20 protein-coding genes and 1 pseudogene are annotated in these 24,505 nt (G+C 34.7%); 13 read left to right on the top strand and 8 right to left on the bottom strand.

Annotated elements, in window-relative coordinates; genetic code table 11:
- Nucleotides 1-70: 70 nt before the first annotated feature.
- From E4Z98_RS01890 to E4Z98_RS01910, 5 genes are all read left to right on the top strand, one after another.
- Complete coding sequence (locus tag E4Z98_RS01890) at nt 71-1,306, top strand: extracellular solute-binding protein (RefSeq protein WP_135254976.1); 1,236 nt, start codon at nt 71-73, stop codon at nt 1,304-1,306.
- Between the two features lie 89 nt (nt 1,307-1,395).
- Nucleotides 1,396-2,748: a carbohydrate ABC transporter permease gene (locus tag E4Z98_RS01895; RefSeq protein ID WP_135254977.1), complete on the top strand. Its 1,353-nt coding sequence runs from the start codon at nt 1,396-1,398 to the stop codon at nt 2,746-2,748.
- 5 nt (nt 2,749-2,753) lie between these two features.
- Nucleotides 2,754-3,593 (top strand): sugar ABC transporter permease, encoded by an 840-nt coding sequence (locus tag E4Z98_RS01900; protein ID WP_135254978.1) that lies wholly within the window; start codon nt 2,754-2,756, stop codon nt 3,591-3,593.
- Nucleotides 3,594-3,766: 173 nt separating this feature from the next.
- Nucleotides 3,767-4,819, top strand: coding sequence for a DUF3114 domain-containing protein (locus E4Z98_RS01905; RefSeq protein ID WP_135254979.1), 1,053 nt, complete (start codon nt 3,767-3,769; stop codon nt 4,817-4,819).
- A 26-nt stretch (nt 4,820-4,845) separates the two neighbouring features.
- The gene (locus tag E4Z98_RS01910; protein WP_135254980.1) at nt 4,846-5,202 is read left to right on the top strand and encodes an iron-sulfur cluster biosynthesis family protein; all 357 of its coding nucleotides are present in this window, start codon (nt 4,846-4,848) and stop codon (nt 5,200-5,202) included.
- A gap of 34 nt (nt 5,203-5,236) precedes the next feature.
- On the opposite strand, the gene E4Z98_RS01915 is transcribed toward E4Z98_RS01910, so the two are convergent.
- From E4Z98_RS01915 to E4Z98_RS01930, 4 genes and pseudogenes are all read right to left on the bottom strand, one after another.
- On the bottom strand, nt 5,237-6,217 hold the full coding sequence (locus E4Z98_RS01915) for a LacI family DNA-binding transcriptional regulator (RefSeq protein ID WP_135254981.1): 981 nt from the start codon (nt 6,215-6,217) through the stop codon (nt 5,237-5,239).
- Between the two features lie 18 nt (nt 6,218-6,235).
- Nucleotides 6,236-7,713, bottom strand: a pseudogene (galT, locus tag E4Z98_RS01920) (UDP-glucose--hexose-1-phosphate uridylyltransferase).
- 14 nt (nt 7,714-7,727) lie between these two features.
- Entirely contained in the window at nt 7,728-8,894 is a 1,167-nt protein-coding gene (locus tag E4Z98_RS01925) for a galactokinase (RefSeq protein ID WP_135254983.1), read from the bottom strand.
- A 137-nt stretch (nt 8,895-9,031) separates the two neighbouring features.
- Entirely contained in the window at nt 9,032-10,054 is a 1,023-nt protein-coding gene (locus E4Z98_RS01930; protein WP_135254984.1) for a lactonase family protein, read from the bottom strand.
- Between the two features lie 127 nt (nt 10,055-10,181).
- On the opposite strand from E4Z98_RS01930, the gene E4Z98_RS01935 reads away from it, so the two are divergent.
- Nucleotides 10,182-10,538: a PTS glucitol/sorbitol transporter subunit IIA gene (locus E4Z98_RS01935; protein ID WP_135254985.1), complete on the top strand. Its 357-nt coding sequence runs from the start codon at nt 10,182-10,184 to the stop codon at nt 10,536-10,538.
- Between the two features lie 10 nt (nt 10,539-10,548).
- Nucleotides 10,549-11,730, top strand: coding sequence for an AI-2E family transporter (locus E4Z98_RS01940; RefSeq protein ID WP_425330218.1), 1,182 nt, complete (start codon nt 10,549-10,551; stop codon nt 11,728-11,730).
- Between the two features lie 28 nt (nt 11,731-11,758).
- Here the strand turns inward: E4Z98_RS01940 and E4Z98_RS01945 are convergent, their stop codons facing one another.
- On the bottom strand, nt 11,759-12,379 hold the full coding sequence (locus tag E4Z98_RS01945; protein ID WP_135254987.1) for an FMN-dependent NADH-azoreductase: 621 nt from the start codon (nt 12,377-12,379) through the stop codon (nt 11,759-11,761).
- Nucleotides 12,380-12,651: 272 nt separating this feature from the next.
- Between E4Z98_RS01945 and E4Z98_RS01950 the strand changes: the two genes are divergently transcribed.
- The 3 genes from E4Z98_RS01950 to E4Z98_RS01960 all read left to right on the top strand — a co-directional run bounded on the left by E4Z98_RS01950 (nt 12,652) and on the right by E4Z98_RS01960 (nt 17,267).
- Nucleotides 12,652-13,206, top strand: coding sequence for a recombinase family protein (locus tag E4Z98_RS01950; RefSeq protein ID WP_135254988.1), 555 nt, complete (start codon nt 12,652-12,654; stop codon nt 13,204-13,206).
- 375 nt (nt 13,207-13,581) lie between these two features.
- The gene (locus tag E4Z98_RS01955) at nt 13,582-15,783 is read left to right on the top strand and encodes a glucosaminidase domain-containing protein (RefSeq protein ID WP_135961160.1); all 2,202 of its coding nucleotides are present in this window, start codon (nt 13,582-13,584) and stop codon (nt 15,781-15,783) included.
- Nucleotides 15,784-15,977: 194 nt separating this feature from the next.
- Nucleotides 15,978-17,267, top strand: a complete 1,290-nt coding sequence (locus E4Z98_RS01960) for an ISL3 family transposase (protein ID WP_135961161.1) — start codon at nt 15,978-15,980, stop codon at nt 17,265-17,267.
- Nucleotides 17,268-17,420: 153 nt separating this feature from the next.
- On the opposite strand, the gene E4Z98_RS01965 is transcribed toward E4Z98_RS01960, so the two are convergent.
- A complete protein-coding gene (locus E4Z98_RS01965) occupies nt 17,421-19,508 on the bottom strand; it encodes an LTA synthase family protein (RefSeq protein WP_167790955.1) in 2,088 nt (695 codons plus the stop codon).
- A gap of 223 nt (nt 19,509-19,731) precedes the next feature.
- On the opposite strand from E4Z98_RS01965, the gene E4Z98_RS01970 reads away from it, so the two are divergent.
- Nucleotides 19,732-20,907, top strand: a complete 1,176-nt coding sequence (locus E4Z98_RS01970) for a class I SAM-dependent rRNA methyltransferase (protein ID WP_135255043.1) — start codon at nt 19,732-19,734, stop codon at nt 20,905-20,907.
- 20 nt (nt 20,908-20,927) lie between these two features.
- Nucleotides 20,928-21,416 carry a Cys-tRNA(Pro) deacylase gene (ybaK, locus tag E4Z98_RS01975; RefSeq protein ID WP_135255042.1) on the top strand — a complete coding sequence of 163 codons (489 nt, stop codon included), beginning with the start codon at nt 20,928-20,930 and terminating at the stop codon, nt 21,414-21,416.
- A 40-nt stretch (nt 21,417-21,456) separates the two neighbouring features.
- Here ybaK and E4Z98_RS01980 read toward each other — a convergent pair whose 3' ends face one another.
- Nucleotides 21,457-23,226, bottom strand: a complete 1,770-nt coding sequence (locus E4Z98_RS01980) for an oleate hydratase (protein ID WP_135255041.1) — start codon at nt 23,224-23,226, stop codon at nt 21,457-21,459.
- A gap of 140 nt (nt 23,227-23,366) precedes the next feature.
- On the opposite strand from E4Z98_RS01980, the gene E4Z98_RS01985 reads away from it, so the two are divergent.
- Complete coding sequence (locus E4Z98_RS01985; protein WP_167790954.1) at nt 23,367-23,891, top strand: TetR/AcrR family transcriptional regulator C-terminal domain-containing protein; 525 nt, start codon at nt 23,367-23,369, stop codon at nt 23,889-23,891.
- A gap of 24 nt (nt 23,892-23,915) precedes the next feature.
- Here E4Z98_RS01985 and E4Z98_RS01990 read toward each other — a convergent pair whose 3' ends face one another.
- Nucleotides 23,916-24,449 carry a hypothetical protein gene (locus E4Z98_RS01990; protein ID WP_135255039.1) on the bottom strand — a complete coding sequence of 178 codons (534 nt, stop codon included), beginning with the start codon at nt 24,447-24,449 and terminating at the stop codon, nt 23,916-23,918.
- Nucleotides 24,450-24,505: the final 56 nt, after the last annotated feature.

The following is a 24,505-nucleotide window of genomic DNA, read 5'->3' on the forward strand; positions in this document are numbered from 1 at the left end:
GACTTTTTAGACAAACGGTTGCACAATGGGGTTATAGAAATTAATAACTAAAGGTTTAGGGGAGGAAAATATGAAAAAGCAAACAAAAAGAGTTTTAGGGGTCGGTGCAACGTTAGGTTTATCAGCGATGTTATTGGCAGGTTGTGGCAGTGATAAAGAAACGGAACAAGCGACAGATACTTCAAAAACAAATGAAAACGCTTCTATTAAGTTGTGGGTAGATGCAGCACAAGTAGAGACATATCAAGGAATTGTTGATGACTTCCAAAAAGAAAATCCAAATTGGAAAGTAACCATTAAGCCAAGTGAGTCTGCTACAGCTCAAGAAAACATTAAAAAAGACCCAAGTGCAGCAGCAGATGTTTTCATGTTCCCACATGATCATATAGGTCAAATGGTAGAAGCTGGAATGATTTATCCTAATACTAAATATGAAGAAACAGTTAAAGAAAATAATATTGAAAGCGCTGTAGATGCTGCAACTTATGATGGTAAATTATATGGCTATCCATATGGTGTTGAAACACAAATTCTTTATTATAACAAAGCTAAACTTAGAGCCGAGGATGTTACATCTTGGAATACATTAACTGCGAAAGGAAAATTAGGGACTAACTTTGGAGAAGCAGGTGCTAACTACATCTTTACACCGTTATTTATGTCTAATGGCAATGTGTTATATGGTGAAAATGGAGAAGATTTAAAAGGAACTAACTTTAATAATGATAAAGGGGTTCAAGTATTAGAATGGATTCGCGCTCAAAAAGATAACAAAGGTGTGATTCAATCGAATGCTGAAGCCTTATCAAATCTAGAAAGTGGTAAAGTAGATGCGTTCTTATCAGGTCCATGGTCTAAGAACGACGTTGAAAAAGCTTTAGGTGATAATTTCGCTGCAGCTCCTTATCCAACCGTTGATTTTGGTGATGGTGAAGTGCAACAAAAAGCGTTCTTAGGGGTTAAATTATTCGGTGTGAATGCCGCAACTAAGAGTCCAGTTGCAGCAATGGCTTTAGCAGACTATATTACGAATAAAGAGAGTCAATTAACAGTCTTTGAAGGGCACGGAACAGTTCCTTCAAATATTGAAGCCCAAACAGCTGAAAACGTTCAAGCTGATGAAGTAACACAAGCAGTAATGACAATGAGTGATGCAGAACATTCATTTGTAATGCCTAAATTACCAGCAATGGTAACATTCTGGGGACCATCAGATGCGGTTATCAATGATACATTTAATGATAAAATTTCAGCTGATGATTACAAAGCTAAACTAGACAAATTAGTAGAAGATACAAGTAAATAAAACGTCAATTAAAGTAGGAAGGAATTAGTCATTCCTTCCTATTTTCTACATTGAGAAGGACGTAAGAATAGAATGGGATGTGAAAAGTTATGGATACGACTCAAGTAAAAGGAAAACTGTCATTTAGGCAATTGTTTAAAGAAGGCGACCTCGCAACGAAACTTTCTTATTTGGTGATGGGAAGTGCCAACTTTGCTAATAAACAGTTTATCAAGGGCTTATTATTTTTAGTATTAGAAGTAGGCTTTATTGCCTGGTTAGTATCAAATGGTGTTAAGGCACTATCAATGTTACAAACATTAGGAACTAAAACACAAGGCTGGATATTGGATGAAGAATTAGGAATTGAAATTCAACAACCTGGTGATAATTCAATGTTATTATTATTGTTTGGGATTGCTGCTCTTATTATTATTGTGATGTTCCTAGTGATGTATATAATGAATTTAAAAAGTGCTCGAAACATTCATTTATTAAAACAAGAAGGTAAACCACTCCCAACAATGAAGGAAGATTTACACACATTACTAAATGAAAATTTCCACATAACGTTGATGACTATTCCATTGTTCGGAGTCTTAATGTTTACTGTATTACCACTACTTTATATGGTATCAATCGCTTTTACTAATTATGATCATAATCATTTGCCACCAAAAAATCTTTTCCATTGGGTAGGGTTTGAAAACTTTGGTAAAGTAATCACTGGTGATATTGCGAGTACCTTTTTCCCTGTTTTTGCGTGGACGATGGTATGGGCTGTTTTAGCAACAATCACGACTTTTTTCTTTGGTATTCTATTAGCATTATTAATTAATGCAAAAGGAGTTAAAGGTAAGAAAGTTTGGCGTACAATTTTTGTTATTACAATGGCTGTGCCACAATTTGTTAGTTTATTATTAATGGCTAATATGTTTAATGGAGCAGGACCAGTCAATGCCTTGTTGCAAAACTGGGGATTGATTAGTCAACCCATTCCATTCTTAACAGATGGTTTAATGGCGAAAATTACGATTATTTTTGTCAACATGTGGGTAGGGATTCCCGTTACTATGTTAGTTGCAACAGGTATTATTACCAATTTACCTACCGATCAAATTGAGGCAGCTGAAATTGATGGTGCTACGAAATTTCAAGTGTTTAAGAACATTACTTTTCCACAAATTTTATTCGTTATGGCACCGAGTTTGATTCAACAGTTTATTGGCAATATTAATAACTTTAACGTTATTTTCTTATTAACAGGTGGTCAACCAGCTAATAGTAACTACTATAACGCGGGAGAAACCGATCTGTTGGTGACATGGTTATACAAATTAACGGTATCTGCAGCTGATTATAATTTAGCTTCGGTTATCGGGATTTTAATCTTTGTCTTATCGGCAGTCTTCTCATTAATTGCCTATACTCGAAGTGGTTCATATAAAACGGAAGGAGCGTAATCATTATGCAAAAACAAAAAAGAAAGACGGCTATATGGCAACATGCGTTACTAACTGTTTTAGCAATCGTTTGGTTATTTCCGATAGTATGGATTGTTTTAACTAGTTTTAGAGGTGAAGGTGGAGCGTTTGTTACTTATTTTATGCCCAAAAACTTTACATTAGAAAATTATAAAATGTTATTAACAAGTAATACCTATCCGTTTATTAGATGGTTCTTTAATACGTTATTTGTGGCGATTTGTAGTTGTATTTTATCAACATTGATTACCATCGCGATGGCTTATTCATTAAGTCGTTTACGTTTTAAAATGAGAAAACCATTTTTGAAGGTTGCGTTAGTATTGAACATGTTTCCAGGATTCATGAGCATGATTGCTGTTTATTATATTTTAAAAGCAATGAATTTAACGGGTAGTTTATTAGCATTGATTATCGTGTACTCATCTGGGGCGGCGTTAGGTTTTTATATTGCTAAAGGTTTCTTTGATACAATTCCTATGGCACTTGATGAATCAGCCATGATCGATGGAGCTAGTAAATTTGAGATTTTCACAAAAATCACTTTACCATTAAGTAAACCTATTATTGTTTATACAGCCTTAATGGCATTTATGGCACCTTGGATGGATTTTATTTTTGCTAAAATTATTTTAGGTGACAATGTTGAAAAATATACAGTCGCGATTGGTTTATTCACGATGCAAACGAAGGATAAAATTAACGAATACTTTATGGCCTTTACGGCGGGATGTGTGTTAATTGCTATTCCGATTACGTTATTATTTATTTTCATGCAAAAATATTACGTTGAGGGTGTAACAAATGGATCGGTAAAAGGTTAAAAAGTAGGATTAATACATGGATCGGTAAAAGGTTAAAAAGTAGGATTAATACAAGGTTGTGACAAACTTTTGTCACCACCTTGTTTTTTTGTTTTCAATAAGTGGTTAACAATCAACTTTTGAGTGATTTTTTTGATTTTGTACTATAATAATGGCAAAGGGGGGATAGCGAGATGGCGAGTTTTTTTCGTAGATACATATTAGGAATATTTCGTTATCGTTACCGTTTGACAGTAAAAGAAAATCAACTGCTGGAGCATTATCATCTGATAATCCAGAAAATAGTATGTGAACAGCGTGGATGGGATGAAAAGGCAAGAGCGTATTTTGTTAAAAATTGTGTAAAAAAATATTTGACAGCAAATGAGACTTTATCTTTAGATAAGGTAATCCAAACAGAATTGAATCAAAGTTTACGTGTGGGAACAACACTTTATTATAAAATGTATAAGAAATCTAGCTTATCAACAGAAAAAAAGATTGCGCTACTATTAAATCAGATGGGTGCTGAGATAGATAATCATGGCATGTTACAATTAACGGGGACGCATACGTTTGACGTTAAAATGGCGCCGCATGGGAAATTTTTACATTATTTTTCCAAATTAGTGCAACGTGCGTATGGACGAGAAGGGTTGAAGGATAAGCGTCTACATCAGTTTAGAATCTATATTGATGAGCATAATATTCGTTATATTCGTTCATATTTTAAATTACCAAGCATGAATGATGAACAAGCACTTCAATTATATGTGACAAACCCTAAAAAGTCTGGTGGTTTAGGCGGTCGCAAGTTGATTGCTGAGAGAGGACGTTTTCATAATAAATCAAAACGTAATGCTCCTAGAACAAGTGAGAATCGTAAACGTTTATGTCCTAATTTTCACGGTGAATTTATAATAGATGATGAAGGAGAATTTGTTAGCCAATGGAATGTTTTACATAGGGATTTTAACCATCGTGTGGTAAGTGATTGGCAATATTATCAGACTGTCTATCGAGATAAACTCGATTATTTTGAAGAACAGATTATTAATGGTGAGTCTTTTAATTATGCTAGTTGGAATGGTAAGATTCATCGTCAGTTAGATGTTTATCCTACTAGGCGATTAGATTATCCGATAAGAAGGAAAATAGCTAAAAAATGGCGCAGTCCAGGACTTAAAGAATATAAATGGCGTCAAAAAGATCGTGCAAAGACAAAGTATTATCGACGAGGTTTTTAGCCAAGCGATGAGAAGGAGTGGGATATATGAAATTAACAGTAACAAACGCAGCTTTAGAAAAATTACAAGATAAATTAGTCGACGGAGTAGATGTCTATTTGGATTTTATCGATGGAGATAGTCCGGGTTATGAAGGAGCAATCAGTTGTACATTAGCCGTTGCGTATCGTTTATTAATTGTCTCAACAGATAAAAAATTAAAGGCATTTGATTTATATCAAACAAAAGTAGAAAGTAATATGGGGAATATTGGGATAAAAGAGAGTTCAATAAGATATTTAGAAGAAGAAATGACTTTGGATTTTAATGCAAGTCTCTTTCGCTTTCAATTAAAAGGGAATAGCGGTATTTTGTCTGAGAATGTATTAATTGAAAGCATGTAACTAAAAAGCCGTTCCTTTAGGAACGGCTTTTTAGTTACAATGATTCTCTTTTGATTAATTGTGTAGCGACTTGCATACGAATAGCAATGGCTTCATCATCTAAGAGAATAGAGCGAAGTAAGTCGACCGCTTGTTTCCCCATCCATTCAGTAGGAACATGGATAGTTGTTAATGCGGGAGTTAAATATTTTGCTGTACTAATATCGTTAAAACTAATTAGTTTTACATCTTCAGGAACGCGAATATTTACTTCTTTAAAGGCTTTTAGAGCACCAATAGCAATGGCATCACTTGAGCAGAAAAAAGCTTCAGGAAGTGGGATATCTAGTGCTAGGAAAGATAAGACCTTCTGGTAGCTATCCTCAACAGAAAAATGAGAAGTAAGATGCCACTCTCGGTAAAAACAACGATTTTCGATTAATGAACGTTTCAGATGTTTGTAACGCAAATCTTCCAGTGGCCGTTGTTCTGTTTTTGTAAACTCTTCACCAGAAATAATCCCAATTTTTTTGATTGATTCTTTTTGTAAAATGGCAGCGACTTTCCTGACGGCTGATTCAAAGTCTACTGTAATGGAAGAATAACCGTAAGGAAAACCGTCAAAGTCAACAAAAATTAATGTTTCATGATGTTCTTTTAGTTGGTTGATTTCGGTTGCATCGAATTTACCAAGAGCGATAATCCCATGAACTTTTTCATCAGATAGTTGGTGAAGTGTTTCTTTAACAAGGGTAATGCCCAATTCTTCTGCCCGTTTTTCAATGCCTAATCGAATGGAGAGGTAATACAAATCTTCCAATTCTTCTTGTTCATCGAACCATTGAACTAATTTAAAGGTTAACCGTTGCTTTTGTAATTTCTTGTGATGCTTCGTATAATTGAGCGCTTCAGCTGTTTCGAAAATACGTTTTTTTGTTACTTCTGCGACTGAGATATCGTTATCATGATTTAAAACACGCGAAACCGTTGCAGGAGAAACACCCGCTTGTTGAGCAATGTCTTTTATTGTAGCCATATATACCTCATTTCTTTGTTAACTAAGTGTTTGAATAAAACGGTCAAATCCAGCTAAACCATCCGCTGTTTGTTTAAAGACGCCTGCATCTTCTAGAACATGTAGGAATATATTACCTACCCCTTGTTCAACTATTTGATTAACCGTTTCTTTGGTGATAGTAGTTGTTTCTTTTAATTGATTTGCCCAATCTAAATGATACTCGGCAATAGCGTGTGTGTCATCTAAAAGGTATGATTTGACATCTTCTAATTCTTCTTTTAAGCGTGGCGGTAAGATAGCTAAGCCCATCACTTCTATTAAGCCAATATTTTCTTTTTTAATATGATGTAATTCTTTATGTGGATGGAAAATACCATCAGGATGTTCTTCCGACACATTATTATCGCGTAAGACAATATCTAATTGGAAGCTGTCACCATTTTTTCGAGCGATTGGTGTAATCGTGTGGTGAGGGGTGCCATCTTTTGAAAAAGCACGAATATCTAAAGATGTATCAGAGTACTGTTGCCAAGCAGCTAAAATAAATTCAGCGCTACGAACTAGGTCTGCTTTATTAGAACTTTCTAAACGAATGACCGACATTGGCCACTTGACGATCCCAGCCTTGACATTTGGAAAGCCTAATAAGTCAAATGACTTCATGATAGGTGCTTTGGCCATTGGGAATTCATGACGTCCACCTTGATAGTGATCGTGGCTTAAGATTGAACCGCCAACAATTGGCAAATCAGCATTTGAACCAACAAAATAGTGTGGGAAAATCTCAACAATACGTAGTAGATTCTCAAACAATTGGCGGTTGATTTTCATTGGACGGTGTTCTGCTGACAAGAAAATACAATGTTCATTATAGTAAGCGTAAGGTGAATACTGTAAGCCCCACGCTTGATTATCTAAATTCAAACGAATAATACGATGATTAGAACGGACGGGATGGTTAATACGACCACGATAGCCTTCATTTTCCATACATAATAAACAAGCAGGATAATTTGTTTCGGGGCATTTTTTTCTGCTGCAATTTGTTTAGGATCTTTTTCTGGTTTAGATAAATTGATGGTAATTTCTAATTCTCCGTATTCTGTCGGAGTAGTGAACTCAATATTTTTAGCAATATCTCGTGTTTTGATATAGTCGTTCATTTTAGAAAGTTCATAAAAATAATCTGTTGCCAGTTTTGGCTCTTTGTCATAATATTTGGCAAAAAACGCGTTAATGACTGATGGCGGAGGAGTGATTAAATCCATCAATTGTGTCGCTAATATTTCTTTTTCATAGTTGTTTGAAGCCGCTGTTGCATTTGCGACTAGTGTATCGACTAGTTCGATTGCGGGTAATGGTTGTTGTGTTGTATTAGGATCGTTTTTTTCTAGCGTATCTGATCCAATTAAAGATAAAACACGATTTTCTAAGTAGATACGATCTAATTCTGTCCAGCCACCATGTTGGATAGCAATGGTTACAAAATCTTTGATAGTGTTTGTTAATGTCATGTATTTAACCTCTTTTAATTTAGTTGACGAGCGCCGTCATCGACTGAAGCAATGTAGAAATCAGCTGGATAGCCGGTTGTTTGGGTGTAGACACTATTTACTTGTTCTTTAAATGCCTCTACCATATCTTTGTTAACTAAGGCAATCGCACAACCACCAAACCCAGCACCGGTCATTCTAGCACCTAAGACGCCTGGCTGTTTTTGCGCTGTTGCGACTAAAGTATCTAGTTCGATTCCTGTGACTTCGTAATCAAATTGAAGCGATTCGTGAGAAGCATTTAATAATCGACCAAACGTTTCAAGATCATTTCTGACTAAGGCTTCTTTGGCTTTTAGTGTGCGTTGGTTTTCAGTGACAGCGTGTTTGGCACGTCGTTCTAGTGTGTCATCGTTAATTAAGTGTCGGCTTTTCTCGAATGCTTCTTCATCTAAATCGCCAAGTGCATGGATAGGTAAGTCTGTTTGAAGTCTTCTCAATGCTTCTTCACATTCGCTACGACGTTCGTTGTATTTAGAATCAGCTAATTCACGTCGTTTATTGGTATTCATAATGACGATTACATTGTCACCGAATGCAGCAGGCACTAGCTCATATTTTAAGGTATTAGTATCTAGCAACATCGCTTGATCTTTTTTCCCCATACCAATAGCAAATTGGTCCATGATGCCTGAGTTTACACCGATGAAGTCATTTTCAGTTTTTTTACCATATTTTACTAATTCAAGTTGTGGAATATCTAATTGGAATTCATTATTAATAATCACACCTGTTAATAATTCAATAGAAGCAGAAGAAGACAGACCGGCTCCATTTGGAATATTACCATAGAAAAAGATATCTAGTCCATAAGGGATTTGATGGCCGTCTTCTTTCATATAGTGAATCATGCCTTTTGGATAATTCGTCCAATTGTCTTCTTTCTTATAGTTTAAATCATCTAATGAGACAGTGATGATACCTAATTCTGGGAAGTTAGCAGAATAAAAACGTAATAGTTGATCTTCACGCTTCTTAATTAATCCGTAGGTTCCAATCGTGATAGCTGCTGGGAAAACATGTCCGCCGTTATAATCGGTATGTTCACCAATTAAGTTGATTCGTCCTGGAGAAAAGTAAACGCCTTCATTTTTCGTTCCAAAGATAGTTTCAAATTGCTGAGTCAATTGTTCTGTGTTCATGATAGTGCCTCCTAATAAATAGTTTAGTAAATATATTGTAAAATATTTACTAAACTATTTCAATAGGAATAAGAAATTTTTTTAACTAAAGAAAAGAGCTGTGACAAAAGTTTGTCACAGCTTCTCGTATGATGGATTTAGTTAATATACGTGCAGACGCATTCAGGTGCTAATGTGTCACGACTAATTAAGCTCAACTTACCTGTTTCTTTTGAACGTTCAAATAAAGCAAGATTATCCGATTCTTGGTGAGAGCAAATTAAGAAATCTTCTGTTTTATTTAAAGTGAAGTCACGAGGGAAATCGCCTTCTGATGAAACGATGTCTATTAATGCTAATGTTTCGCCATTGTCACTTACAGAGAAGATAGCAAGTGAGTCATGTCCACGGTTTGAAGCATAAAGGAAGCGACCATCACTTGAGATACGAATCGCACCGCCACTACTTTGAGTAGTATTATTTTCAGGTAAAGTAGAAATTGTTTGCAATTCGGTCATTGAACCATCTGTTCGTTGATAGTCAACCACTGTAATGGTATTGTTTAATTCCCCAATAATATAAGCTAAATCAAGCGTTGGATGAAATACGATATGACGTGGACCAGCACCAGGCGTTGTTCTGAAAACTGAGGCTTCAGTTAATTTTCCTTCGTCGTTTATATCATATACATGAACGTCATCTGTTCCTAAGTCACAAGAGACTAAACGGTTATCAGGTGTTAAATCTGCATAGTGAGCGTGAGGAGCTGTTTGATTAGCATGAGGTCCGTTACCTGTATGAATGGCTGTGTCACGTAGTTCTAGTGTGCCATCTTCTAATATTTTATATACGTGAATTAACCCACGGTGGTAATTAGCATCGAAAACGAAACCACGCACGTTGTCCACTCCAATATAGCATGGTGGAGCGCCTTCTTCTAATAATTGTTGACGTAAAACATATTCGCCATCTACTAATTCATAAACAGCTACACCACCAAAGGCTTCATCTTTTGAAACCACATATAAAAAGTTTTGTTTGCTTGTTCCTAAGTAAGTTGGGGAATCAGCAACCGCTATCAATTTTAGGTTTTCTAATGTTTTATTTTCTGTATCAAGTGATAGTTGGTAAATCCCTTGGCTAGTTTTTTTTGTATAAGTTCCTAATAAAATAGTTTCCATTAATAATACCTGCCTTTCGTTTCATGATAATATTATAACATAGAGCTTATTGAGTAGAGAGGTATTATTAATATAAGGTTATGTGATACAATAGAAACAAGTAATTTTTATATGAAAGAGGGATTTTATGAAAGAAAATACGATTATATCAGTGGGAGAAAATGCTGTTTCTAGTAAAGATAATATGATTATTTTATTTGATGAAACAGCAACAGATGACATTAAGAACGTTGCTGTGATACATCAACCAATCAATCAAGAAGTGACATATCAATTATCAGTCGGTACAACGATTAAATTTGGTGAGCAATGTTACGCTATAGAAGAAATGGGTGAAAGGGTTAACGGATCGTTAACCATGATGGGGCATGCTACGTTACTCTTTAAAGAACGATCTGATGAAGATTTATTACCAAATGCACTCTATCTATCACCATATAATCTTCCTGAAATTAAAACAGGTATGTCATTAATCTTTGACTAATAAAGGAGGAGTGAATGGTATGGAAAAATTTAAACGCCCAAGCCCGTCATGGTTTTGGAAATTATTTTTAAATAGTAAAACAGTGACAGGGTTGATTATTTTAATTCTCGTATTACTCGCTATTTTCTTATTTAATAAGGTCTCGTATTTGTTTACGCCGATTTTCCAATTTATTGGTATTATTGGGGCACCGTTAGTGTTTGCAGGGATACTGTATTACCTGCTAGAGCCTGTTGTGTCGTTCCTAGAAAAAAAAGGTTTATCAAGAGTTTGGAGCATATCGTTGATTTTCGTTGCAATTGTAGCGTTATTGGTATGGGGAATTGTCATTTTATTCCCGATGTTACAAGAACAGATTATCAGCTTTAGTAACAATTGGCCGGACTATTGGGAAACGATTCAAAATAAAGGAAGCGATATTTTGAAGCATCCATTGCTTGCACAATATGCGGATCAAATTGAAAAAGTTAGTAAGAACTTCTTCGATTCTTTCGGTTCAATGATTCAAAAATTTTCTAAAAACACAGTATCAGGTATTGGTAGCTTGATTGGTGTGATGACCACTATTTTCTTAACAATAGCAACAGGACCAATTATCCTGTTTTATCTATTAAAAGATGGTAAGCAATTAAGCCTTTATATTGAGAAGTTTTTGCCAAGTAAATCAAAAAAGCCGATTATGCAAGTCTTGACTGATATTAACGAAAAAGTTTCAAGTTATATTAGAGGGCAATTGGTTGTAGCGTTTGTTGTTGCTATCTTATTTATGATTGGTTTTAAAATAGTCGGTCTTGAGTATGGTGTGACATTAGGGATACTGGCTGGATTTATGAATCTTATACCTTATTTAGGTTCATTTTTAGCGATGATTCCTGCCATTATTTTGGCAATTGTCGCTGGACCGATGATGATAGTTAAGGTGTTAATTGTCTTTTCAGTTGAGCAGTTTATTGAGGGGCGATTTGTGTCTCCTTTAATTTTAGGTAATCAGTTAGAGATTCATCCAATTACGATTATTTTCGTTTTACTTACTTCAGGAAAAGTATTTGGTGTTGCAGGAGTTATTTTAGGAGTTCCTGGTTATGCTGCTATTAAAGTTATTGTGACACATGCCTTTAGCTGGTATATTGCACATTCAAGGTTGTATGATGTAGAAGACAAAGAACGTCTAATAAAAAAACCAGAAGCTTAGCTTCTGGTTTTTTGCATTGTCTGTTTAATTAGAAAGTTTCTGCAACTTTTTCTGCATGAGCTTTAGCTGCTGCCATAATGTCTTCTTTTTGTTCTGGATGATGATCAATTCCTTCGATAGGAACCAATGTGTGCTCCATTACACCAACGAAGTTCATCATTGCTTTAACGTATTGGCTAGAGAAGTCAGCACCATCGTAGTTACCGCCACCTGATTGAATATGAACAACTTTTTTACCTTCAGTCATAGGTACTGGCCCATTTTCAGTGTAACGGAAAGTTTTACCAGCAACGTTAATAGCGTCGAACCAAGCCTTAAGCTTAGTAGGGATATTTAAGTTCCATAAAGCATTTGCGATAACAATTTTATCAGCAGCTAGGAACTGTTCAGTTAATTCACTGAAGCCGGCCATTGCTTTTTGTTGTTCAGCTGTTAATGCTGAAAATTCAGTACCGCCACCTAAAGCGTACATTGCTGATAATAATGTACCATCTAATTCTGGGATATATGAATCAAATAAATCCAATACTTCGATTGTATCTGTAGGATTTACTTCTTTGTATTTATTGAAGAATACATCTGTTACTGCTAAAGTCTTTGATTGCTCTCCTGTTAATGGATGAGCTTTTACAAATAAAACATTTGCCATAATTTATTTTACCACCTTACTTTTTGATAGTTATTATTATACATAAAAAAAGTAAGTAAAACAATTGAAAAATATTTTTGTTTTTTAAAGAGGGAATAATAGTCGTATATAGAGTGCTATTATAGTATTCTTTATTAGTTAACGTAAGTTTTTTTCATATTTTTCACATCAAGGTGCAATTAGTGAACTAGTCTTTTTATCATACATTAATTATAATTTAAGTATAATAAAAGAAACGTTAATTGTACGTTCACTAAAAGGAGAAGATTGGTATGACAAAATATGGGTATGCTTATTCAGCTACGGGAGATAGCCTAGAAAAGCAAGTAGAAACATTGAAAAAATATGGGGTAGAAAACATTATCATTGAAAGTTCTATGGAAAGTGTGGATAATGTTCATGCGGACTTAAATGATTTAGTGGCTTCATTGGAAACTGGTGATCAGTTAGTCGTACAACGTTTAATTTGTATTGGAAAATCAATTATTCAATTAGCAGACTTTTTAACCGTATTAGAAGAAAAAGGCGCAAGTTTAGTCGTTGTAGAAAAAGCAACAGAATTAAGTGAATTATCTGATGAAGATTATGCACGAGCAATTAGAAGCTTTGCTAAGATGGAAAAAGATATCATTCGCGAACGTACGTCTCGTGGCTTAGAGTTTGCCCGTAAAAACGGCCGTATTGGTGGACGTCCAAAAATTTCACAAGAGACAGTAGAAAAAATTCAATTCTTATATAACAATAATAAATATACATTGAGACAAATTGCTGAAGAATGTCAAATTTCTTTAGGGACAGCATACAAATATACACAAGAACAAAAATAATTTTTTAATAGTTATTTAAAGTATCGCTAGATAAGTAATCTTCAAATATGTGATACTGAATAGTTAATCAATAAGATGACATAAGGTCTAAGAGAATATCTTAGGTCTTATGTCTTTTTTGTTATATAATGATATTAAAAAGTTATTGTGGATACATTTCATTAAAATGGTGTATAATATTAAATGTACGTATTGTATGAAGTAGAGTGAGTTTTGTTTAGTATTTGTGACGTTGTTTTTTTGGGAGAATATTCGTCTTTAATTAATTGAATGACGTAATTAGTGTTAGGACACGAATATAAACAAATTCATAATTAAATTGTGACTATAATAAATAAGGAGAAGTATTATAGTTTGATAAAGGAGGAATTTAGTATGAAAAAACCAATGAACACTTTTTTAGTGTTTACGGTGGGGATGTATAGTACCTTTACACTAGGCGGGCCTATTATTCCATTAGTAGCGGCACAACAAAATGAAACAGAAATGACCGAAATAACAGAAAATTCAAGTGCACAAACTAGTTCTGAAACCGAAGAATCTGTTGTTGAGACAACAGATCAAGTGACTACGGAAACAACAGAAATGACTGAAACAACGGAAGAAAATATTCCAGAATCAACAACTGATTCTAGTCAGACATTACCTGAGGAATCTCAAACAACCGAAGAAACTACTACTTCTGACACTCAAGAAAGTACAGAGGAGACGGTGTCATCTACTGAATCAGAAGGTTCTGTGACTAATACAACCACTGAAACAAGTGAAAATTCGACAGAAACAACTGAGACAAGTAAAGAGTCGCCTAATAAAGTAGATAGTTCATCATCCGTAGACAAAGGTGAACAGCCAGTAGCTAATCAAAAACCCGGCAAAGATAATAATCCGGGGAAGAAGCCAGTGAATAATTTAAAACCAGGTAAAGCCGAAATAAAACCTCATAAAGAAGGAAATAATCAACCAGTAGCAGCTTCTAAAACGAAACAAAATAATAAGCAATCAACAACGGATAATCGAGTAAGCACAAAAGCAGCCACTTCAGGTCCGTCATTTAATACGCAGATCGACTTAGGTGAACAGTCTGAAGAATTTGCAACGTCTAATCTATTAAATTACCGTTTACCTTTATTATCTGAACTAAAGTCAGAGCAAGAAGCTGTTCTTATTTATGGTAGTTTATTGTTGGTAGGCAAAGAGCAGTTTGAAGAACCTTCAACAAAAGACAAAAAAAATGAACAACATAAAAAGCATGAAGAAAATAAAGAAAATAAGGTTAAGCCTACTCCTATTACCTCAAGAGCTTTAATGACATGGTTAGGTAATGAATATTTTGACCAAGATTTATTGACCAAACAAACTAAGCCATTATCTGCTTCAGAAACAATTGCTGTAGGCGATATTGTTGTTTGGACAAATTATATGAATCAAACGCAGTATGGTTTATATATCGGCGATGATTTGTTAATCACGGTAGAAAAAGATGGTGATGATCACTATGAAGTGGTAACTCAGTACTATGTCGAAAGTGATGATCAAACTATCTATCGAAATGAAAAGCTAACTTTAAATAAAGAAGGGGAAAAATTATTAAAACAATACCCTGCTTCTTTAAATTTTCAAACCAATCCGTTAACAGAAAAATTTGTAAAATCTATTGGAGAAGGAGCGCGTGAATTAGGTTTAAAATATGATGTTTTTGCCTCTGTTATGATTGCACAAGCATTGTTAGAAAGTGCCTCTGGAACAAGTGGTTTAGCACAAGCACCTAACCATAATTTATTTGGCATAAAAGGACAATACCAAAGTCAGAGCGTTTCAATGGCAACAAATGAAGACGATGGTAAAGGAAATCTTTATGCTATCCAATCAGCGTTTAGAAAATATCCTAGTTATCAAGAATCTCTTAAAGATTATGTGTCATTAATCAAGAGTGGTACAGGATGGCAATCAGATTTTTATAAAGAAGCATGGCGATCAGAAGCTAATAACTATATTTCAGCTGCGCAAAGTTTAACAGGTAAATACGCAACGGATACACAATATGATAAAAAAATCATTAGTTTAATTGCTGCGTATGATTTAACACAATATGATGAACCAAAATTAGATAAAACTTATACTGGAACAACATCAGGCATTTTACAATCTAGAAATGAGATTCCAAAAGAATATCGTCGTTTGATGAAATTCCCTGATTTTAACCAAAAAAATTATAACACATCAGGTTCTTATCCAATTGGTCAGTGTACATGGTATGCGTTTAACCGTGTGGCGCAACTAGGTATGACGGTAGATGATTATATGGGTAATGGTGGTGAATGGGGAACTAAGGGAGCTAAATTAGGTTATAAAGTAAGCAATACACCTAAAGCCGGCTATTTAGTTTCATTCTTACCAGGAGTTGCAGGATCTAGCAGTGAATATGGACATGTGGCGTTTGTTGAAGCAGTCACAAAAGATGGTATATTAATTTCAGAAGGAAATGTCTTAGGTGGTACACGTGTTTCTTATCGTATTATTTCAAACGATATCGCACGCTCAACACAAGTGAAATATATTGAAGCTAAACACAAGTAAATAGATCACTATCCCAAAACGCCTCGCTGTTGAAATGACAGAGAGGCGTTTTATGGCTGTATAATATTTGGTGTTGATGGAAAATCCAATTAGGATTTTCTGTTAACACTTTTTTTGATTTTTAGACAAAAAAAGAGACCTCAACCTGATAAAATTAAAGTCGACTAAAACCAAATATATCGGAGGGGTCGCTTATGGATAAGCATACTAGAAAATTACTTGGATTGGAAGATAAAAATATATATTTTGCAGAAGATTGGTTAAAAGAAGAAAAGAAAAAAGATGTTCTGGCTTATATTATTGAAGGTGTATTAACCTATCGCCCGACTTGCTGCGAAAAATGTGGTGAACTAGATAGCTCAAAAATCGTTAAAAACGGATATAGAACGACCAAAACACAATTACTGCCCTTTAGAAATAGACTGACGTATCTAAAGCTGCATCGTTCAAGATTTCGATGTTACACCTGTGGTGCTACTTTTATCGCCTCAACACCTACCGTTGAACGCAATCATCATATTTCCCGTGAATTAAACTATCAAATCATGATGGAATTAAAGCGTATTGTATCTCGTAAAGATATTGCGGAACGGTACTTTGTTTCTGATGTAACTGTGTTACGTATACAAAGAGAGTTAGCTAAACAACGGACAATTAACTACAATCACCTACCAAGTATTCTATGTATTGATAAATTTAAATCAATGAAATCATGTGAAGGCTCTATGAGCTTTATTTGCGTTGACGGCGTTAGGAATAAGCTGTTTGTCCTCTTAGAGGACAGACGATTGGAGAAGTTGGCTAGTTATTTCATGAAGTTTTCTCTTAAAGTACGCAAATCCGTTAAATACTTAGTCATGGATATGAATGGTAGCTATGCGCAACTAATCAAGAAAGTTTTTCCTTGTGCTGAAATTGTCACGGATTGTTTTCATATTGTCCAACACATTAACCGTAGCTTTAATCAATTACGTATCAATATCATGAATACCTTCCGAAATCATCATTCAGAAGATATGAAGAAATATCGCAGATTGAAGCGTTACTGGAAACTCCTTTTAAAAGATACTGATACTTTAGATAATAAGCATTCACATTATCATTATTTGTTTAAACGTGAACTTTTCCAACAGGAAATTATTGATGAACTATTAACTTATGATGAGCGTCTACGACTAGCATACGATACCATCCAGCTCTTACATCACTATCGCAAGAAATCCGATGTAGAGAACTTCTTTCATATAATAAATGACTTATCTAAAGAGCTTCCTAACTGGTTTAGAAAGAAATTAACCTTCTTCAATCGACAGAATCAAGGCATTTATAATGCCTTGATTCTGCCTTATTCTAATGGTATTACCGAAGGTATCAACAATAAAATCAAATTAATTAAACGCGTTTCCTACGGCTATCGTAACTTTAGAAACTTACGTGATAGAATTTATATTTCGCAAGGATTAATTTTCCAAAATATCACATAAAAAAGGTGAAGCTTTTACACTTCACCTAGTCACTTATTTTAGCGAATTTGAGCCCATCAACACTATTTGACGAAGAGCCTTTATTATAGGCTATATTATAAAAAACTATCCCTCATCTACAGTTTAATAGAAGAGGGATAGTTTTAGTTAGTTTTATTTATTTATTGTTTCATCATCTCTGACATATTTATCAACGGTTGTTTTATTATTGTTTTTAGAGTAAAGGCTCGTTGATTTTTTTGCTTCAATGGTTTCTAATTGTTTAAGTTGATCTCGATAATTAACAGTTGTGATATCAGTTTCTTGCAAACCGCTAGCGCTGTAATAGCGCATTAAGTCCCCGTTATTGATAGCATCTGATGTAGATAGTTGCTGTTGTACGTCATCTTTTAGCTTATCAATGGTTTCTTGTTCGCCGGGACTAATGGTTGTTTTGATTGCCCCTGTTTGATTATCATAGACGTTGTCGCCGATGATTGTGTAATCAGGTGTCATGACATCTCCATTACGGAAAGCAACGACTTGTTCGTGTTGTTTAGAGAATAAGTCTTGTCCTAACATTAGGTATTTAGAATTATCAATCCCTAATAAATGTAATAATGTTGGTAACATATCAATTTGTCCGCCATAAGTATGGCTGATGCTACCATTTGTTTCTCCTGGAATGTGATACATTAATGGTACACGTTGTAACTGTGCGTTGTCATATTCGTTCCAAGTTGCTTTATCTTTGCCTAATAGCTCTGCTAATTCAGGGTTACGAGAATTAGAAATACCATAGTGATCACCGTATAAGATGATAAGAGAATTATCATAAATTCCAGTTGCCTTCAAATAGTTGAAGAATTGTTCAATCGCTTGATCAGCATAGTGTGCTGTTGCAAAGTAACCGTTGATGGTTTCATCTGCTGTTTCAGGAAGTGGTAATTCATCATCTGAACCTTGAATTTTTGCATATGGATAGTGATTAGATACTGCTAACATTTTGGCATAAAATGGTTGTTGTAAATGTTCTAAATATTGAGCCGATTGATTAAAGAATTCCTTATCATGTAAGCCGTACTGGAAGGAATTGTCATCGGTCACATCATAGTAACTTGCATCAAAGAAATATTGATAACCAAAGTTTTTATATGTATCATTACGATTCCAGAATGATCCGACATTACCGTGGAAAGCTGCAGTCGTATAACCTTCTGTTTGACTTAGAATACTCGGTGCCGCTTGGAAAGTATTCTTACCACCTAATTGTGTAAATAAAGCACCTTGTGTTAATCCAAATAATGAATTTTCAATTAATGTTTCAGCGTCACTTGTTTTACCAGCGCTTACTTGGTGGAATACATTATCAAAAGCATATGTTTGTTTATCATGGAATAAGCTGTTTAAGAAAGGTGTTACTTCATGTTCAACACCGTCTTTATCGGTTAATTTATAATCAATCATGAATTGTTGTAAGCTTTCCAAATGAACGTAAATAACATTACGTCCGGCAGCTTTACCAAACATGGCATCATTTTTATCTGCATGATGCTCTTTTACATATTTTTCAACACTAACTAAATCATTTTCGCTAGCTTGAGCACGTATTTGGTTAGTCTGGTAGGTTTGAACCCCATCATAAGCCATAAAGAAGTTTAGACCTAGGTATTTCACGATATGATCTTTAGAGAACGTACGTGATAATAATTGTGGTCGATCTGCCTCCGCTAAGGTTAAATTTAGCGCAAACATTAAAATTGAAAATGATGTTACCGCAAAGGCATAACGCCCTTTAATAGGATTTTTATCAAGTTTAATTTTTTTAGTAGCTAGACATCCACCGATAACAATTAAATCAAGTAAATAGAAAATATCAGTGATTGAGAAAAGTTTAAGAGCACTTTCTCCTAAGCCTGAGGATACCTTACCCACACCTAAAATAGTGTTAATCGTGATAAAGTCTGAAAATTCTCGGTAGTAAACGACATTTGAAAATAGTAACAACGTCATTAAAAGGTACAAAACCAAGGTGGTGGTGTATGCTCTTTTTTCATTCCGCACATACAATCCAATGGCGAGAATAAAAATAGTTGTGGCGATTGGATTAATTAATAAGATTAAATACTGTGTAATACTCTCAATTCCAAGGTTAAATGCTGTAATATAAGCAACAATGGTTTTAAACCAAAATAAAATGGCAAGTAGAGAGAAAAAGCCCATACGTGTGTTAATCCATGACTCTTTGTAGGATTTTTTCAACATTATGACTTCCTTTCATGTTTGTTTTCATAAGTGTATATTCTAAAAAATGTTAATTAATGAACTATCGAAAATATTTTACCGATAAATGAGAGTAAAGTCAATCTAAATCACGATAAATCAGTCTCAAGGAGGACTGTTTATTAAGAAACAGTGAGAAAGGGTTTTATCAAAAAAAATATGTTAAAATAGAAAAGCATATAATAGTAGAAAGGTGTTCAACATGAAAATAAAATTAAAAAAACAAGCCTCAAAAAAAATGATGGCAGGCTATCCCTTAGTAATAGAAGGGGATTTAGTGAAATCACAAGATCAATTAAAAACAAAAGAATGGCATGAATTCGTTACTGATACAGGGCAATTTATAGGGACGGGTTATATTGGGAAACAAAACAAAGGGATCGGTTGGATGGTTGCCCAAGAGGAAACAAAAATGGATGCTGAATTTTTCACGCGTTTGTTTTTGAAAGCAGGAGAAAAGCGCGAAGGATTTGAACATAATGAGTTAACCAATGCGTATCGCTTATTTAATGGTGAGGGAGACGGATTAGGTGGCATGACGGTTGATAGATACGGAGAGTATGCGGTGGTTTCTTGGTATAACGAAACTATCTATACATTCAAACCCATGCTAATTGAGTCACTCATGGCTGCTTTTCCAATGATTAAAGGAATTTATGAGAAAAATCGTTTCGAGCAAGTAGGCTTACCTGAAACACAGCATATCGCTGGGTTAGAAGCACCTGAACCATTAATGGTGAAAGAAAATGGCGTAACGTATGCGACTTATTTAAACGAAGGGATGATGACAGGAATTTTTCTTGATCAGAAGAACGTCCGTAGACGCTTAGCAGATGGTCTAGCAAGCGGTTTAGATATATTGAATACATTTAGTTACACAGGCGCGTTCTCGGTCGCAGCGGCCATGGGAGGCGCTGCTAGCACGGTAAGTGTTGATTTGGCGAAAAGAAGTTTAGAAAAAACAAAAGAAATGTTTGAAGTTAACCAGTTGTCTTTAGATAACAATAGAATAGTGGTAATGGATATTTTTGATTATATTCGTTATGCTAATCGAAAATCGTTAACCTATGATATGGTTATTTTAGATCCACCTGGTTTTGCTCGTAATAAAAAGCGTACGTTCTCAGTCGTGAAAAATTATGGAGAACTAGTTGCAGAAGTAACACCATTAATTCGTCCAGATGGTTATTTGATTGCTTCAACGAATGTGGCTAATTTACCTTATGATAAATTCAAAGAAATGGTCGAAGAGGGAATTCATAGCGAAGGACGTCGCTTTAAAAAAGTAGAAGAACATCGTTTGCCAAGTGATTTTGTGACGGCAAGCACATTTAAAGAAGGCAATTACCTAAAAGTTTTAATTTATCAAATTTTTTAATGAAAGAGTTGTGAGGCAAGGTGAAAAAGAAAAAAGTAACGAAAACCAATGCATTACGCACACTTGATCAACAGAATATTAATTACGAAGAACGTGCCTTTGATATTGAAGAGTATGCACATATGAGTGCTGTAGATGTCGCACGCCAGTTAGGGACACCGCTTGAATTAATTTATAAGACATTAGTCGTTGTCGGTAACAAAACAGGACCAATTGTCGCTGTTATACCGAGTAATCAAACGGTGGATTTTAAAAAATTAGCTAAAGTGAGTGGAAATAAAAAGGTTGAGCTACTTCATTTAAAAGAGTTAGAAAGTACAACGGGGTATATTCGTGGAGGCTGTTCACCAATTGGAATGAAAAAACAGTTTCCAACCTATATTGAAGAAGCTGCGGATAGTTTAGCGTATTTTTATCTATCAGCCGGCAAGCGAGGTTTGCAGATGAAAGTTAATCCTCATGATGTCCAACAATTGATTAGCGCAACATTTGCATCCATCACTGAATAGAAAAAATATGAGCCTGGACGTAGTGTCTAGGCTCATGATTTTATAATAATTTATATTCTTTAATTAAATCGTAAATGACAGTATCTTCTATCTTATGTACCCCTTTATTTAATAATGCTTTTTTCAAGAAAGATAATTTTAAATCGCTTAATTTAGCGCCGTCCATCATTTTTTCAGTAGAGTCTAATAGAACACGAACATCGTAAGCTGAAGCAAAAACTTCTGGTACGCCACGGTCAATATCAAGCAGGGTATAGACAGCTTCCATCGCTGTTCTGACAGAATACTCAGTTGTAAAGACAGTGTCACGAGGTGTTTCAGCAAAGTTACCAATGAATGCTGCGTTGACACAATTTTTTGGTACTACAAGTGGACGGTCGCCTGGTTTTCTTGGCATAAAGTAAGAAGTAACAAAAGGCATCATACAAGGAATGCATCGCGCACTATTTTTAGCCATCTCATCGATTTGATCGACAGGTACACCAATATGGTATAAAAATTCTTGTGTAATTTCTTCTCCTGTACAATCTTGTAGAGCTTTTTTAACATAATTACCTGGTACATCACAGTACAATCCGTAAATCCATACGACTAATTGATCTTTAGGTTGTGCTTTGAAGTGAGGTTGACGATTTAGGGTAAAGCTCATTAACCAATTGGAATCCTTAACACTAACAATACCACCAGTTACTACTTTTCCGCTGAATGGATCACGTTTACAAATTTTTTGAATATATGGAGGGATTCTATCGTCAAGAGTGGTTAAGGTAGCAGATTCCCAACTACTTTGTTTAATATTGCCACAAAATACTTCTGGATGACCAAAGTCACTATCTTGCATGGCAATGTTTTTCCACAAGTTCCAACTACCACCTAGTTCGACATTTAGTTTTGCTGGTGTGTGGTGATCCCCTTCATCAGCGCTTTCTACGTTACTACCATTTGTAATGAAAACTAAATCATCTTCTGTTAGGTTGATGGCGTGTTTACTAGCATTAATAGTATATTCGATTTGTTTGGCGACTTTTTTGTCATTGCTGATATCAAATAATACGTTAGTAACAGTTGTATTATATTGAATGCTAACACCGTGTGATTCTAAGTAGTTTTTTAGAGGTAAGACAAGTGATTCGTATTGGTTATATTTTGTGAATTTTAAGGCTGAAAAGTCTGGAAGTCCGCCAATATGGTGAATAAAACGTGTAATATAGCGGCGCATCTCCATCGCACTGTGCCAAGGTTCAAAAGCAAACATGGTGCACCAATACAACCAAAAATTAGACTCGAAAAATTCATCAGTAAAGACATCTTCAATTGTTAAATCAGCTAATTTCTCTTCTGGTGTGAAAAAGAGTTTAATAATTTCTTCAGACGCTGTTTGAGAAAGGGTAAATTTTCCATCAGTATGGGCATCTTGACCTTGGTTAACGATGGCACGTTGTAATGAATAGTTAGGATCACGTTTGTTTAACCAATAAAATTCATCTAAAACGGAAGCATTTTCTTCTTCAAGTGAAGGGATTGATCGAAACAAGTCCCATAAACATTCGAAATGATTTTCCATCTCACGGCCACCACGAATGATAAACCCTTTGCCATCATCATAAATACCATCTAACGCGCCACCGGCGATATCGCGTTCTTCTAGAATGGTGATTTGTGAGCCATTCATTTGGCCATCTCTGATTAAAAAGGCAGCAGCTGCAAGTGATGCTAGTCCTGATCCAATTAAGTAAGCATGTTTGTTTTCAACTCCCTCAGGTTTTACTGGACGAGCGAAAGCTTCATAGTTTCCATTACTATAGTACATAAAAAAACCTCCTTAAGATTCCATATCTTGTGACAAACTAAGTGTAGCCTTGTTATAATAAAAGAACCATAAACAAACTTATGAAAATGTTGAAAATTCAGACAAAGTAACCTAATTGTCTAACAAATTGGAGTGAAATGATGACAAATTTAACAAAAGCAGCGCTAGCCGAAACATTAAAAGAGATGATTAAAACATGTCCACTTGATAAAATTACGGTCAAAGATTTAGCAGACAGGTGCCAAGTGAATCGTCAAACCTTTTATTATCATTTTCGAGATATTTATGAGTTGGTAGATTGGATAATTGAACAAAATTTTTTAAAAAAGTTTGAACAGTTTATGCAAGAGGATAATTTGACAAAAAACTTGAAAACGATGAGTGATTATGTTGATGAACATAAGGCGTTTAGTTTAAATGTGTATCGTTCTGTCGGAAAAGAGCGAGCGGAACGTTACATTAATCACCATATCGAACAATGGTTGGTAAGTTATTTGTTTGTTGAGAGTTCATTTGAACACAATGAAATGCAAATTAAATTTTATGTGTATGGTATTACAGGTTTTATTGTAGATTGGTTAGAAGGAACGATTGATTTATCTACAGAAGAATTATGTGGAAAATTACTTTATATAGTAAAAAGCGAATTAGTTAAGGTAAACTAATTCGCTTTTATTTATTTCATGTTATTAATTGTTAAAAATAATTTTTTCAGGAAGTGGATAATCACTTAAAGAATAATTTTCAAAAGATAATGTTTCTTTGAAGTTGTTAATAGATAAATCTAGTCGACGAGATAAATCAAAGACACTGTGTAAAACATCGTGGAAATACATAGAATTACCTTGTTCAAAGTAGTCTTTATAATCACTGCTTGATTTATCTAAGCCTGTACGCTTCTCGAATTCGTCATATTCATGGAGATAGTCATGATAATGAGCAGAAGTGTAGGCTGCAAATGCATTGTAAATATCAATAGATAGAACTAAATCATGATGCCAATCAGCATAACGTTTTTTTGCTAGGCCGTCATGTGTCTGGATCAGTTTGAACTCATTGTCACGAATGTTCTGGCTCATTAGCATATCAAGATTTAAATTTAATCCTGTATAAGAGACATCGTCAAAGGCTTTTTCTTTTAATAATGTTAGCTCATGGGCTAATGAATCAGCGGTATAGTCACGATTTTTTTCAGCTTGAAAAATTTTCTTTTGTGGAAACATATTCGTCACCTCGTTTAGTTGATAATACTATTATAGCCAAGTTTAATACGATACTT

The organism is Vagococcus xieshaowenii, from assembly GCF_004792515.1.
Lineage (GTDB): Bacteria > Bacillota > Bacilli > Lactobacillales > Vagococcaceae > Vagococcus_A > Vagococcus_A xieshaowenii.

Coding starts and splice junctions, on each gene's coding strand:
- E4Z98_RS01945 (WP_135254987.1), bottom strand. CDS start 12,379: ATGGCAAATGTTTTATTTGTAAAAGCTCATCCATTAACAGGAGAGCAA.
- E4Z98_RS01925 (WP_135254983.1), bottom strand. CDS start 8,894: ATGAACACAGAACAATTGACTCAGCAATTTGAAACTATCTTTGGAACG.
- E4Z98_RS01915 (WP_135254981.1), bottom strand. CDS start 6,217: ATGGCTACAATAAAAGACATTGCTCAACAAGCGGGTGTTTCTCCTGCA.
- E4Z98_RS01930 (WP_135254984.1), bottom strand. CDS start 10,054: ATGGAAACTATTTTATTAGGAACTTATACAAAAAAAACTAGCCAAGGG.
- E4Z98_RS01990 (WP_135255039.1), bottom strand. CDS start 24,449: ATGTTTCCACAAAAGAAAATTTTTCAAGCTGAAAAAAATCGTGACTAT.
- E4Z98_RS01935 (WP_135254985.1), top strand. CDS start 10,182: ATGAAAGAAAATACGATTATATCAGTGGGAGAAAATGCTGTTTCTAGT.
- E4Z98_RS01890 (WP_135254976.1), top strand. CDS start 71: ATGAAAAAGCAAACAAAAAGAGTTTTAGGGGTCGGTGCAACGTTAGGT.
- E4Z98_RS01985 (WP_167790954.1), top strand. CDS start 23,367: ATGACAAATTTAACAAAAGCAGCGCTAGCCGAAACATTAAAAGAGATG.
- E4Z98_RS01970 (WP_135255043.1), top strand. CDS start 19,732: ATGAAAATAAAATTAAAAAAACAAGCCTCAAAAAAAATGATGGCAGGC.
- E4Z98_RS01950 (WP_135254988.1), top strand. CDS start 12,652: ATGACAAAATATGGGTATGCTTATTCAGCTACGGGAGATAGCCTAGAA.
- E4Z98_RS01955 (WP_135961160.1), top strand. CDS start 13,582: ATGAAAAAACCAATGAACACTTTTTTAGTGTTTACGGTGGGGATGTAT.
- E4Z98_RS01905 (WP_135254979.1), top strand. CDS start 3,767: ATGGCGAGTTTTTTTCGTAGATACATATTAGGAATATTTCGTTATCGT.
- E4Z98_RS01910 (WP_135254980.1), top strand. CDS start 4,846: ATGAAATTAACAGTAACAAACGCAGCTTTAGAAAAATTACAAGATAAA.
- E4Z98_RS01960 (WP_135961161.1), top strand. CDS start 15,978: ATGGATAAGCATACTAGAAAATTACTTGGATTGGAAGATAAAAATATA.
- E4Z98_RS01895 (WP_135254977.1), top strand. CDS start 1,396: ATGGATACGACTCAAGTAAAAGGAAAACTGTCATTTAGGCAATTGTTT.
- E4Z98_RS01980 (WP_135255041.1), bottom strand. CDS start 23,226: ATGTACTATAGTAATGGAAACTATGAAGCTTTCGCTCGTCCAGTAAAA.
- E4Z98_RS01900 (WP_135254978.1), top strand. CDS start 2,754: ATGCAAAAACAAAAAAGAAAGACGGCTATATGGCAACATGCGTTACTA.